14 protein-coding genes are annotated in these 12,559 nt (G+C 36.6%); 8 read left to right on the top strand and 6 right to left on the bottom strand.

The window, feature by feature from the left end; genetic code table 11:
- Positions 1–88 precede the first annotated feature (88 nt).
- Positions 89–1,591 (top strand): leucyl aminopeptidase, encoded by a 1,503-nt coding sequence (locus tag AAGD70_RS01865; protein ID WP_174525416.1) that lies wholly within the window; start codon positions 89–91, stop codon positions 1,589–1,591.
- 47 nt (positions 1,592–1,638) lie between these two features.
- On the opposite strand, the gene AAGD70_RS01870 is transcribed toward AAGD70_RS01865, so the two are convergent.
- Positions 1,639–1,797, bottom strand: coding sequence for a hypothetical protein (locus AAGD70_RS01870; RefSeq protein ID WP_156518069.1), 159 nt, complete (start codon positions 1,795–1,797; stop codon positions 1,639–1,641).
- 372 nt (positions 1,798–2,169) lie between these two features.
- The gene (ltrA, locus tag AAGD70_RS01875; RefSeq protein ID WP_218914941.1) at positions 2,170–3,420 is read right to left on the bottom strand and encodes a group II intron reverse transcriptase/maturase; all 1,251 of its coding nucleotides are present in this window, start codon (positions 3,418–3,420) and stop codon (positions 2,170–2,172) included.
- Positions 3,421–4,120: 700 nt separating this feature from the next.
- Here ltrA and AAGD70_RS01880 point away from each other — a divergent pair.
- The 6 genes from AAGD70_RS01880 (at position 4,121) to AAGD70_RS01905 (ending at position 9,839) form a co-directional block, all read left to right on the top strand.
- Positions 4,121–5,242 (top strand): MFS transporter, encoded by a 1,122-nt coding sequence (locus AAGD70_RS01880; protein WP_341814090.1) that lies wholly within the window; start codon positions 4,121–4,123, stop codon positions 5,240–5,242.
- Between the two features lie 61 nt (positions 5,243–5,303).
- Positions 5,304–5,609, top strand: coding sequence for an integration host factor subunit alpha (locus AAGD70_RS01885; RefSeq protein WP_065095004.1), 306 nt, complete (start codon positions 5,304–5,306; stop codon positions 5,607–5,609).
- Complete coding sequence (locus tag AAGD70_RS01890; protein WP_065095003.1) at positions 5,609–5,935, top strand: MerR family transcriptional regulator; 327 nt, start codon at positions 5,609–5,611, stop codon at positions 5,933–5,935. Before AAGD70_RS01885 ends, AAGD70_RS01890 begins: the two co-directional genes overlap by 1 nt.
- Positions 5,936–5,988: 53 nt before the next feature.
- Positions 5,989–6,585, top strand: coding sequence for a murein hydrolase activator EnvC family protein (locus tag AAGD70_RS01895; RefSeq protein WP_065095002.1), 597 nt, complete (start codon positions 5,989–5,991; stop codon positions 6,583–6,585).
- A 12-nt stretch (positions 6,586–6,597) separates the two neighbouring features.
- Entirely contained in the window at positions 6,598–9,075 is a 2,478-nt protein-coding gene (gene leuS / locus AAGD70_RS01900) for a leucine--tRNA ligase (RefSeq protein ID WP_065095001.1), read from the top strand.
- A 128-nt stretch (positions 9,076–9,203) separates the two neighbouring features.
- Entirely contained in the window at positions 9,204–9,839 is a 636-nt protein-coding gene (locus AAGD70_RS01905; RefSeq protein WP_010962341.1) for a membrane protein, read from the top strand.
- Positions 9,840–10,453: 614 nt separating this feature from the next.
- Here the strand turns inward: AAGD70_RS01905 and AAGD70_RS01910 are convergent.
- Genes AAGD70_RS01910 through AAGD70_RS01920 form a run of 3 tightly spaced genes read right to left on the bottom strand, consistent with a single transcriptional unit; the run spans position 10,454 to position 11,356 of the window.
- Positions 10,454–10,615 carry a DDE-type integrase/transposase/recombinase gene (locus AAGD70_RS01910; RefSeq protein WP_010082071.1) on the bottom strand — a complete coding sequence of 54 codons (162 nt, stop codon included), beginning with the start codon at positions 10,613–10,615 and terminating at the stop codon, positions 10,454–10,456.
- Between the two features lie 3 nt (positions 10,616–10,618).
- A complete protein-coding gene (locus tag AAGD70_RS01915) occupies positions 10,619–11,041 on the bottom strand; it encodes an IS3 family transposase (protein ID WP_341814109.1) in 423 nt (140 codons plus the stop codon).
- 51 nt (positions 11,042–11,092) lie between these two features.
- On the bottom strand, positions 11,093–11,356 hold the full coding sequence (locus AAGD70_RS01920; protein WP_341814091.1) for a transposase: 264 nt from the start codon (positions 11,354–11,356) through the stop codon (positions 11,093–11,095).
- Between the two features lie 136 nt (positions 11,357–11,492).
- Here AAGD70_RS01920 and AAGD70_RS01925 point away from each other — a divergent pair, with 136 nt between their 5' ends.
- Complete coding sequence (locus AAGD70_RS01925) at positions 11,493–12,200, top strand: pyridoxine 5'-phosphate synthase (RefSeq protein WP_065095127.1); 708 nt, start codon at positions 11,493–11,495, stop codon at positions 12,198–12,200.
- Here AAGD70_RS01925 and AAGD70_RS01930 read toward each other — a convergent pair.
- Entirely contained in the window at positions 12,197–12,508 is a 312-nt protein-coding gene (locus tag AAGD70_RS01930) for an HU family DNA-binding protein (RefSeq protein WP_006279876.1), read from the bottom strand. The genes AAGD70_RS01925 and AAGD70_RS01930 overlap by 4 nt on opposite strands.
- Between the last annotated feature and the right edge of the window lie 51 nt (positions 12,509–12,559).

Genomic DNA, 12,559 nt, shown 5'->3' on the forward strand with positions numbered 1-12,559 from the left:
GCATGTAAGGGAGTCCATAGTAAACTTAAGTGTTATTGTACTTAGGATGTATATGAAAAATATCTTACTGATGTTTTTGCTGTGTTTTATGTACAGTTTACAATTATTTGCAATGGAGATGCCAGCAATGAAAATAACAATTTCTAAAATTTCGCCCGATTTTAAAACAATAGTAATGGGTTTATTTGAAGACAACGAAACCGTAAATGATGGCGGAGTTTTGCAAGGAAAACAGGTCATAGATAATATAAAGCAATTTAGCGATTTCAATGGAAGTTTTGGTGAATTTTTCTCTACTGCTTTGCCAGAAGAAAAAAATGTTATAGTTGTTGGACTGGGTAAGAAGGATGAATGGAATGAAAATAAAGAATTAAATATTGGTGGTAAAATATATTGTGAGCTAAGCAGATTAAAAATTAAAAAAGCAGCGGTTTTAATCGAAGGTAGTGCAGCAAATGTTGCATATGGTGCGTTTCTGCGTAGTTTTAAGTTTGATAAGTATAAAACTAAAAAGGATGAGAAAATTACAGAGGTAGAGGAGATTACCGTATTAGTAAAAGATGAGCAATTAAGTAATGCTGAAAGATCATTTGAGCACTTAAGGCAAGAAGGTGAGAGTATATTCCTTGCGCGCTCTTTTATAACAGAGCCTCCTAACATTCTATATCCAGAATCCTATGCTGATCATATAAAAAAAGAACTTACTAAGCTTGGCCTTGAAATCGAGGTGCTTGATAAAAAGCAGATGGAAGAGAAAAAAATGGGAGCCTTGCTTGGAGTTGCACAAGGAAGTAGTAAAGAACCAAAATTAGTAGTGATAAAATGGAATGGAGTTGCTAAAGAACAAAAGCCAATAGCTTTTGTTGGTAAAGGCATAACGTTTGACACTGGTGGAGTATCGCTCAAACCTTCACGTGGTATGGAGTCGATGAAATATGACATGGCAGGCTCTGCTGCTGTGGTTGGGGTGATGCATGCTTTAGCAGGACGAAAAGCAAAAGTAAATGCGATCGGTGTGGTCGCACTTGCAGAAAATGCAGTGGATGGTAATGCTCAAAGACCGAGTGATATAGTAACTTCAATGTCTGGACAGACGATAGAAGTGTTGAATACCGATGCAGAGGGAAGGCTCATACTTGCAGATGCTTTATGGTATACGCAAGACAGATTCTCACCAAAATTTATGATTGATCTTGCAACTTTAACTGGTGCTATAGTGGTTGCACTTGGAAATAACGAATATGCTGGTCTTTTTTCAAATCATGATGAATTAGCAAACCGTCTGATTGATGCAGGAAATGAAGTAAGTGAGAAGTTATGGCGTTTTCCTATGAATGAAACTTATGACAAAATTATTGATTCACCGATTGCTGATGTTCAAAACATTGCTCCTGTAGGCTCTGGTGGAGATAGCATAATGGCTGCACAGTTTTTACAGCGTTTTGTGAATGAAACTTGCTGGGCACATTTAGATATCGCAGGCACTGCTTGGCACGAAAAAGGTACTGACATTTGCCCAAGAGGAGCAGTAGGTTTTGGTGTAAGGTTACTTAATAAGTTGGTTGAAAAGTACTACGAAGCCAATAATTAAAGGTCTTTATACTGGATTTATGGCTTGACTTACAGCTACATGAACGTTTATTTTTGAGGCGCAGCAAATGAAAGTAGCTGATACATATTTCTTTTTTTCTGGATTCCAGTGTCAGCTACTTTCATGACACCCTGACAACCGTCATCCCGCTGCTTGTTAGCGGGATCTAGAGATACTGCGGCGGTATGACGTAGGACTGCTGTCATCCAAGTAGCCTCCTATGGTGTCATCCCAGTGCCCAGACACTGGGATCCAGTTGAGCTATTTCAACAAAAATACTGCATTTTGAGATGAACGTTTATTTTCACCAGATTATTTACAAGTATAACAATTAAAGTCTGGATTCCAGTGTCAAGCACTGGAATGACACCGTCTTGGATGGAAACCAGTGTTGGCTACTCGGATGACATCATAGGGGCGCTGGGATGACACCCTGACAATCGTCATCCCGCTGCTTGTTAGCGGCTAAGAGATACCGCGGCGGCATGACGTAGGGAGGAGAGTAGACCAGGAGAACTTCCCTCCTGGCCCCTTCCAGAACCCTACGTGAAACTCGCGCTTCATAAGGCTCCCACTAGTCATTGCCCTAACCCTATACTCAATTTCCAGTGCACAAACAGACTTGGTCTGCTCTTTGCAGTTCTTTCTAGTACCTTAGCTGCTTTGGTTTTGTGTCCTCTCAGCTTTTTGTACTTTGTCTGGAACCACTTTCTGAGTTTCCTATTAAACATTCTTATTATGCTATCTAGTGCAGTTATATGATGCTTCCCGTAATAGTTAAACCATCCTCTCAGGATTGGATTACATATTCGTGATATATCTTCTATTTCCAAGTTTGTTCTTCTAGCAAATTTCCAGCTTCTAATTTCTTTCTTCATCTTGTTCAGACTTTCTTTACTTACAGTTGGAGTAAAGCTTACAAACAGACTACTATCTTTTCTATTTCGTACAAGTCTTTTTCGAAATTCATATCCAAGAAATGTAAATGATACATTCTCATGATTATCCCTTCGTTTTCCATCTTGACAATAGATAATTTTGGTCTTCGTATGTTTTATTTCCAATTTGCAAATCTTCAGTCTCTGTTCAAGTTGACCAAGAATTAGTTGTGCTTGACTCTTGCTTACACAATGTATAACACCATCATCAGCATATCTTGCCCACTTTACACTTGGATATTCTCTTCTCATCCACATATCAAAGCTGTAGTGCATAAATAGGTTGCTTAAGATAGGACTTACTACACCCCCTTGCGGCACCCCACTGAGACGCTTTATTTTTGTCCCATCTTTTTGCTGTATCTCTGCACTTAGCCATCTTTGTATATATAAGAGAACCCACTTATTTGTGGTATGCTTTCTGACTGCTTTCATCAGTAGATTGTGGTCTATGTTGTCAAACATTCCCTTGATGTCGAACTCTATTAACCAATCTTGGTCGAAGCATCGCCTTCTCGTTTTTCCTATGGCATCTAATGCTGACTTATTTGGCCTATAACCATATGAATCCTCATCAAATACCTTCTCAAGTTCTGGTTCTAAAACACTTCTCACCACTTCCTGTGCTATACGATCGGCAACAGTTGGTATCCCAAGTGTCCTTGTTCCTCCTTCTGTCTTAATTATATCACAAGCCTTGACTGCTGGTGGAAAATAACTACCAGAAGATAGCCTATTCCATAGCTTGTAAAGGTTCTTGCTTAAGTCTTGATCAAACTTTTCAATTGTTAGATCATCAATACCTGCTCCTCCTCTGTTTTCTTTAACTCTTTTATAAGCCGAAAACACTAGAGATTTCGGTATATCAAAAGGCTTTGTTCGTTCAATCATTTTCATCCTCCTTCAAGTTGAATGATTTACTAAAGTCGACTAGCTCAACCCCTTCGCTCCATAGTCATTACAACCACTTCTTCACTACTACGAGTTGATCCGCCCCAGTGATTTGCATTGCTACTCTAAAGCTTGAGGATTAGCCTCTTGCTTATCTCGCTTTTCATCAAATCGACTGGTTCCTGCAGTTCCTTATTAAAGCCCAGATCAGACTCGCGCCACCTTTATGCCGAACACCACCTACACAGTAATCAGGTTTCTTGTAAGCTCATTAAGAGGAGAACGACTCACTCCTCCTTTCGATGTTCACTTCCCTTTTCGACACGTTCATCAGTGGTTCACTTACGTTCGCCTTTCTGATCCACACCTTCCAGCTCTTACGCTGATTTTTCCTTAACGCTTATGACCCTATCTCTTAAATAGAGCCACTTAAGGTGGTTTGAAACCTGCTCCTGAAAACCGATTTCGAAGGACCTTCCTTCATCTTCAATAAAGCTTCTCACAAACATTACTTTGTTTGTTACTGCAGCACACAACCGTTTTTTGGGTTAGCTATAACAGTAGTCAGGAAACAATAGCTTAAAAAGAGACTTAGTGTTAAATTTCTAATAGATTACTTATAAAAATAAATCTTATGGAAAGCAGAGCTAAGGCTTGGTTCATTTGGCTGATTAGTAACTTGGTTGTTATATTCAGCAACATGCAGATAATTTATACCTTTATAAGTGTAAATCTTGAAAAGGAACTTGGACTTACAATCGCGCAAGTTGCACTGGCTAATTCATCATATACTTGGACTTTCGCCATCTTACAATTTTTTAGTGGAGCAACGTTTAATGTTTTTTCCAGTAAAAAAATTTATTTTTTCTCATTATTAACTATGATCTTTGGGTTCTTTGTCCTTATTAATAGTGACAATTTTGCTCATTTGATTTTATCTCAAGTGTTGATTGCAACTGGAGCATCATTTGGTTTTATTGGTGCTGCTCACACAAGTAGCATATGTTTTTTCGCTGCCCAATTTGGACTAATGTTTTCACTAGTGCAGACAATTTCAAGCCTTTCTGCTTTGGTGATTCAAATACTGTTCTCTAGCTTGCTTGCCGAAGATGCATATTGGAAAAATCTGATTGTATGCATAATACTATTTGGTGTGTTGATATTTGTACTTACGCTTTTTTGTCCAAACACACTTCCAGAAAGCAGCTCAGAAAAGCGCACAATAAAAAGCTCTATAAGAACAGTAATGTGCTTTGTACTCACAGTGCTAAAATTAAGAGATATCTGGATAACTTCAGTGGTGGGTGCTATTACTTTTGGAACATTTTTAGCACTTAACACCCTGTGGGCTCCAAGGTTACTAAGCAATTCAGAACTCGATGCAATGGAGTCAGGTGTAGCAACTGCAATACTATGGCTTGGTCTTGCAGTTGGTGCTCCAATTGCAGATCGAATCTCAAACTTATTTAAAAATAGGAAACATGTAATCTCTGCTTTTGCTTTATTGCAAGGCGTCTCAATTATTATTTTACTATACAGCCATTTAACAGCTCACATTGTGTACTTTTGTATGTTAATGTTCGGGTTTTTTGCGGGAGGACATATGCTTAATTTTACTGTCGGCAGCGAGATTGTGAAACGAAAATACATTAGCACATCATCATCCATTATCAATGGGTTTATGTTCATCATGAGCGGAATTATAGTGTCAATGTTAGCACTTTTTACAGATCATAAAATGGCGCTTTTTGCGATATTTGCAATATTGGCAGTTGCTAGTATTTTAAATTATGCTACAAAAGAGACATACCCTAAAAAATAAAGTAGCTGAACCTTAAGTCAGTTGCTATATTGTGTTTACATATTGCGATACTTACTCAATTATGGATCATGTTATAACAAAAGACACAGCAGTAACTAAGGCAACAATAGCTGAAAATATAAACCAAGAAATAGGATTATCAAAGGAAGACTCTGCTTCGATAATAGATGATATATTGGACGAAATAAAGACGAGCTTGGCAAAGGATGGAATAGTAAAAATATCATCATTTGGAACATTCTTGGTCAAAAAAAAGAAGGAAAGGCCAGGAAATATACCAAATACATCGGAGAAAGTGATGATTCAGGCAAGAAATTCAATTTCTTTTAGGCCTTCAAAAATTATAAAAAAATCAATCAATAATTAATGAACAAGGAAAAATTATTTTATACGATTGGGGAAGTAGCTGAAGAGCTACATTTGGAACAGCATGTTTTGAGATTCTGGGAAGGTCAATTTCATCAAATTAAGCCTACAAAGCGTAAAGGAAGAAGGCTATACGATCGTAAGTGTATAGAGGCCATAAAGCAAGTAAAGTACATGCTATATGATAAAGGATATACAATAAAAGGAGTGCAAAAGGAATTTGGTAATGTGAATCGTGATCCAAAGAATTTGTTGCAAGAACTTACCGATTTAAGAGACTATTTAACTAGTAGAATAAATAACGAGGAAAGTAACAAGCAGACGTGAAACACTACGTCTCGCTAAAGTTTTGGAGTTTTGTGAAAATCGATATATCTAAAATGTGGCGTATAGCCTCATTTCTTATGTTATTAGCAATATTAATAGGCTGTGGCCTGCAAAAACCTGCACCTGTGCTGCTTAAAGGCGAAGAATTTTACGGAAAAAGAGATCTGGAATATACAAGAGAGTACCATTTAATTAGGGAGCCTTCAGTGCAAAAAGAAAGTAGAAAAGCCATCATAAATAGGATATACAGAGATAACAATGATGCACAAAATGTGGGGGTAAATTGCAAATTTGTAATGCCAGTTAAAGGTTCAGCTACCTCTTCTGATGAAACGTGTAAGGATGGCATAAAAATTGCTGCTCAAAATGGAACGAACGTAATTGCCTCTGCACCCGGCAAAGTGATATATGTAGGCAAAGGGCTGAGATGGTATGGAAATTTAATTATAGTAGAACACAAAGATAATTACATGACTGTGTACTCCTATTTAAAAAACATACATGTTGAAATTGGTGATAAAGTAAAGCAAGGTCAAGTGATTGGATCTGCAGGTAAATCAAGCACACAAGATAAAGATCCGCAGATGTGTTTCACAATACGACATAACGGCCAAGCGGTTGATCCTTTGGCGCACACAAACTGTGATTAAATTTGGATTTATATGAAATATGATTTTAAAAATGTTGAAAAATTTTATCAAGATAAATGGGATTTTTCTGTAAGCAAGAGTGGTAAACAAGAAAAGTGTTACGTGTTGGAAATGTTTCCATATCCATCTGGTAAAATTCATATGGGACACTTACGTAACTATGCAATAGGGGATGTGATAGCGCGTTACAAGAGAGCTAATGGATTTGAGGTTTTGCATCCAATTGGCTGGGATGCGTTTGGATTACCAGCTGAGAATGCAGCAAGGGACAACAATATTAGCCCCGAAACATGGACAAAAGAGAATATAGATAATATGCGTACACAGTTGAAATCTATAGGTCTTTCTTATAATTGGGAGCGTGAACTCTCCACATGTGAGCCTGATTATTACAAACACGAACAAAAAATTTTCCTGGATTTTTTAAAGCATGGGCTTGCCTATCGAAAAGAGTCATGGGTTAACTGGGATCCAGTGGACCAAACAGTGCTTGCAAATGAACAGGTGGTTGATGGAAAAGGATGGCGATCAGGTGCAGTTGTTGAAAAACGTAAGTTGTCCCAATGGTTTTTAAAGATTACTGATTTCGCTGAAGATTTACTCAAGTGCTTGCAAAGTTTAAAAAATTGGCCAGAAAAAGTCAAAACAATGCAGGAGCGTTGGATAGGAAAATCTGAAGGAGCAACTATAGAGTTTGAAGTAGTTGGCCTGAATAAGAAATTAAAAGTTTTTACAACTTATCCTCATACTTTGTTTGGGGCTTCTTTTTGTGCAGTGGCAGCAGAGCATCCTATTGTGCAGGATTTAAAGAATGGTTCTTCTGTTGTCATCCCAGTGCTTGACACTGGGATCCAAGAAATAAAATCGAAAAGAGAGAACGATGAAAAAATAGGAGTTTACACCGGATTAAACGTCAAACATCCATTTCTTGATAAGGAATTGCCGCTTTACATAGCGAATTTTGTGTTGATGGAATATGGGGAAGGCGCGATTTTTGGTTGCCCTGCACATGATCAGCGTGATTTTGAATTTGCACAGAAATACGATTTGCCGGTTATTCCTGTTATTTATGAAAAGGGTGCACAAGCCATAGTGACTCTAGAAGAAGCCTACACTGGCGGCGAAATAATGTGCAACTCTGAATTCTTAAATGGATTGACGGTTAGTGAAGCAAAAAAAGTAATCACTAAAAAACTTGAAGAAAAAGGGATAGGTAAGAAAACAACAAACTATCGTCTACACGATTGGGGAGTTTCAAGACAGCGTTATTGGGGATGTCCTATACCTATTATATATTGTAAGGATTGTGGAACTGTGCCAGTTCCAGAAAAAGATCTTCCAGTAGTTCTGCCAATAGATGTAGAATTTACAAGTGGTGGCAATCCGCTGGATAAGCACCCAACTTGGAAATTTGTTTATTGTCCAAAGTGTGGAAAGCAAGCAGAGCGTGAAACTGATACGTTTGACACCTTTTTTGAATCTTCCTGGTATTTTGCTGCATTCTGTAGTGAAGATAAATCAATAGACGAAGATGCATGTAATCGTTTTATGCCTGTTGATTATTATATAGGTGGAATAGAACATGCAATTCTGCATTTACTCTATTCACGCTTTTTCTGCAGAGCTTTAACCAAATGTGGCTATTTTGATATTAAAGAGCCTTTCTCTACTTTAATCACTCAAGGAATGGTCTGCCATGCAACTTATAAAGACGAAAATGGTAAGTGGCTATTTCCCGCAGAAGCAAAAGAGTTGATTGCACAAGGAGCTAAGGTTCAAATTGGAAAAGTCGAGAAAATGAGCAAGTCGAAAAAGAACACAGTTGACCCAAACTTTATCATAGAAAAGTATGGTGCTGATACTGCTCGCTTGTTTGTGTTGTCCGACACTCCTCCAGAGAAAGATATGGAATGGTCCGATGATGGCGTGGAAGGTTGTTCTCGTTATGTAAATAAATTGTGGCGTATGGTAATGCAGCTTAAGCCTGTGAATATACACTATGATAATGAAAGTGTTACGGGTGAACTTCTAGAGTACAGAAAAAAAATTCATAAACTCTTACACGGACTTACAGATGACTTGGAAAACTGCAGATTAAACTGCGTAGTGGCAAAATTTCGTGAGATGACGAATTTAATAGCTGAAATAGACGTAAAAACTGGAAAATCTCTTATTGATGAAGGTATATGTATATTAATCAGAGTAATCGAACCGTTCATACCACACCTAGCTGAAAGCTTATGGCAAGAAATAGGAGGCGAAGGTATACAACCTTGGCCAAAAGCTGATGAATCATTATTAGTTGACGATACAGTCACTATAGCCGTGCAAATCAATGGAAAATTACGTACAACAATCAAGGTGGCAATTAACTTACCTCAAGAAAAATTGAAGAAAATAGCGATAGATTCTATGTCCAGTAAGATCGATCAAAGCAAAGTTCGCACTGTATATGCTGTACCAAATAAGATAGTAAATATAGTTATATAAAAGACCTGAGTAGTACGTTTTATATAATCTGATTTTATGGCTATACTTTTTTTGACATGTAATTATATCTTTTTTAATATAAAGGATATATACTTATGCATTATATATTTTTTTGTATGAGGAGTTATATGAAAATAAAGAGATTGTGCGTTTTGGCTGTGTTGCTTACTTCATCTCTAGCAGGTGCAGCTAGTAATAGTGCAAGTAAGTCAGAAGATAAGTACTATGCAGGTTTAAACTTTGGTGCTGGTTGGGGTGGTGGCTTTAAAATGAAACCTGGTGTTGTTCTTGGTTACCATTATGACCAAAACTCTAAATTTGAACTTGAGGTTCTCAGTAATATTAAGTCATTAAAGAGCATAGGAGCTAGCTTATTGGCAAACTACCGCTTCTATCCTGACCTTGATATTGATCCCGTTAAACTATATGTCAGCGGAGGTTTAGGAGGATATCTCCAAATAACACCTTTTGGCTTTGGTGTTAGTGATACAGTTGATGGTGATGGCAATAGTTCACAAGAAGAAAAAGAAAAGGAAGAAGAAACACAAGGTGCTCCAGAATCAGGTGGTGAAGCTGCTGGTTCATCTGTAGTAGATAAAATACTGAGTTCTATTTCCTATAAACTAAAGTTAGGTGTTGATTATGAAATTACTCCGCAGATAATTGGTGCAGTTGGTATGACCATGGGTGGGCAACTAAGTGGTATAAAAGCAAAACAAATACCAGATGCAACTCTAGAGATAGGGGTACGTTATAATTTTTAATGCTGCTACTTAGTTCATAAAGGTAGAGACGATGTTGAGGATGAAATAAACAGCATTAAAAAAAATCCGAAAACGTATTTTCGAATATGGTTTTGAACGCTAGCTATAGATTAGAAAAATAACAAGAAAAAGGGTAAACATACTGTAATTGCTGTTGAATGATGGAGTCCATTATTTTAGCACGAAGTAACGAATTCAGTAGAATAAGTTCTTCAAAAATAATTTAAACTTTTATTAGTAGGAGCAGTCTCATGGAATATTATAGCGATCTCACTAAAAGAAACTTTTATAAGTATCGTTGATGAGAAAGGAAAAATTGTTAAGGAAGAAGTTGTTGCAAGAGAAAGTAAGGCAATAGCTGAATTTTTTCTTGGTCAAGGCAAAAAATATGAATCAATGGGAATAGAAAGTGGACAGTTGTCAATTGACCTTACCCAGAAAAAGTGGAGAGAAAGTTTGGAATGTTTTTTACAAAAAGAATGATGCATCAAATTGTTCTGGAATGCAATAGTTAATAGTGACGTTGTTTGTTATAAAAAATTTCTATAAGTATTTCTCTTTTCAATGAGCTAAAGAAGCTTTCTGCAACAGAATTGTCGTAACAGCAGCCTTTATTACTCATCTATATTCTTTACAGCTAAGAGATATTGATACCCTTGCGCAGTATATTGTGAACCTTGGTCACTGTGCAGCAGTAGATTTTTAACAGGTTTACGCCTATTAATGGCCATTAATAAAGAGTTCATAACCAATTGTTTATTTATTGCACTACTCATTAACTACCATACGTGAGAATTATTGCTGCCAAATATAGCCATCCCTCCTTGGTTTTGATGTAAGTAATCCCATACTTTATTTGGTTGATCAACAATAAAGTTTTGATCTAGTATATTGGGAGCTACAGCTCTATTATCTGTTTGTTGTTTTTTAATTTTAAACTTTCTTCTCAGTATAGCCCTGATGTCATTTTTCTGCATAATACTTTGCACCGTTTTCAAATTGCAACTTTTACCCAAAGCCTTCAATTCAGCATGAATTTTAGGAGCTCTATATCTACATTTAGAAACTTGATATATTTTTTGAATAGCTGCGAGTAGCTCTTTATTTGCTGATTCTCTACTGCTTATTTTTCTTGTGGTCCACTTATAGTAGCCACTAGCAGAAAATCCTACATAATTCCTGTACTTTATAGCAGTTACTATGCTCTTTTATAAAAAAATATTTTACTCTTTTTGACTGGCCAGGGCTTTTTTTTAAATGTCTCTTTCCCTTGTTACTCTTGCTAACTCTCTTTGTAAATCAAACCTCTCTTTGTCGTAAGGAGCCATGTTACCTCTACCTGGAAATGCATCTGCTGCCGACTTTTTTTCGTTGTGTTTCTTTATCCATTTTCCTAATAAACCACCCTTTATTCCTAAATCCTTTACTATTTTTGTAATTGTTTGACCTGCCTTTCTTTGTTCATTTGCCAGTTTAACAGCTTCCAATTTGAATTCTGCTGTATATTCTCTTACCATTTCTAATCCTCCAAAATTTTATTTTACCCAAAAAAACTCTTTTCTTTCTCTCCACTTTTTCTGGGTAAGGTCAAACAATGACTATGCAAAAAACCTAATAACATGTATAATCTATAAATAATTTCTGAGGTAGATTGTGAAACTAGGTGTTAATATCGATCACGTTGCAACCCTCCGCAACGCACGCGGAACTTCTTATCCAGATCCATTGAAAGCAGCAGAAATAGCCATTGACGCTGGAGCAGACTTTATTACTGTACACTTACGAGAAGATAGAAGGCATATTAGAGATGAAGACGTATTTAACCTAAAAAAAAGCATTAGCACTGAGCTAAATCTTGAAATTGCAGCCACGGAAGAAATGCTTGAAATAGCAAAAAAGGTAAAACCCTATTCGATTAGTATAGTACCAGAAAAAAGAGAAGAATTAACAACCGAAGGTGGCCTGGATATCGTGAATATGCACAGTAAACTTTCTAGTATAATAGAGGAAATGCATAGCTCTAGCATAAAAGTCTCACTGTTTATCGATCCAAATATTGATCAACTAAAATATCTTGAAAAGCTAGGGACAAAACCTGACATAATAGAAATTCACACAGGGGGTTACTGTGATAATCCATCAGAAAAAAAGTTACAGTTAATTACTAATGCTGCAGAGTACGTCAATAAATTAGGAATAGAATGCCACGCAGGACATGGCATAACTTATAAACACGCTAAGAAGATGACAAGAATACCTCACATCTCAGCTCTTAACATAGGCCACTATTTAATTAGCGAAGCTGTATTTTACGGCTTACACAGCGTAGTAAAAACAATGAAAATGACAATGTCTAACTAACTAACTGCTGCTTTTTCCTTCTCATTTAAAATACTTAAAAGAGTTTGGCTTGCTTTAAATTTTACCCTTGTCTTTTTAGGAACAGTCATGATCTCACCACTTTGGGGGTTACGACATTGTTTTTCCTGACTGATAGCAGTAGAAAATGTTCCTATTCCATGCAAACGTATTTCACCTTTCCCATGCAGCTCATTCTTTATTATTTTAATAAACGCATCATGAATCTTGCTCAAATCAGATTTTGTTATATCTATATTCTGACTAGAACAATCTTCCTTTAATTGTTTTATTATATCTTCTTTACTCATAAATTACCTTAATATTGAAAAAATCACATAAATAGCATATTATGTTGACAC

This window comes from Wolbachia endosymbiont (group A) of Nomada flava (genome assembly GCF_964027055.1).
GTDB lineage: Bacteria > Pseudomonadota > Alphaproteobacteria > Rickettsiales > Anaplasmataceae > Wolbachia > Wolbachia pipientis.

Coding starts and splice junctions, on each gene's coding strand:
- AAGD70_RS01865 (WP_174525416.1), top strand. CDS start 89: ATGTACAGTTTACAATTATTTGCAATGGAGATGCCAGCAATGAAAATA.
- AAGD70_RS01870 (WP_156518069.1), bottom strand. CDS start 1,797: ATGACAGCAGTCCTACGTCATACCGCCGCAGTATCTCTAGATCCCGCT.
- ltrA (WP_218914941.1), bottom strand. CDS start 3,420: ATGATTGAACGAACAAAGCCTTTTGATATACCGAAATCTCTAGTGTTT.
- AAGD70_RS01880 (WP_341814090.1), top strand. CDS start 4,121: ATGCAGATAATTTATACCTTTATAAGTGTAAATCTTGAAAAGGAACTT.
- AAGD70_RS01885 (WP_065095004.1), top strand. CDS start 5,304: ATGGATCATGTTATAACAAAAGACACAGCAGTAACTAAGGCAACAATA.
- AAGD70_RS01890 (WP_065095003.1), top strand. CDS start 5,609: ATGAACAAGGAAAAATTATTTTATACGATTGGGGAAGTAGCTGAAGAG.
- AAGD70_RS01895 (WP_065095002.1), top strand. CDS start 5,989: ATGTGGCGTATAGCCTCATTTCTTATGTTATTAGCAATATTAATAGGC.
- leuS (WP_065095001.1), top strand. CDS start 6,598: ATGAAATATGATTTTAAAAATGTTGAAAAATTTTATCAAGATAAATGG.
- AAGD70_RS01905 (WP_010962341.1), top strand. CDS start 9,204: ATGAAAATAAAGAGATTGTGCGTTTTGGCTGTGTTGCTTACTTCATCT.
- AAGD70_RS01910 (WP_010082071.1), bottom strand. CDS start 10,615: ATGAGTAGTGCAATAAATAAACAATTGGTTATGAACTCTTTATTAATG.
- AAGD70_RS01920 (WP_341814091.1), bottom strand. CDS start 11,356: ATGGTAAGAGAATATACAGCAGAATTCAAATTGGAAGCTGTTAAACTG.
- AAGD70_RS01930 (WP_006279876.1), bottom strand. CDS start 12,508: ATGAGTAAAGAAGATATAATAAAACAATTAAAGGAAGATTGTTCTAGT.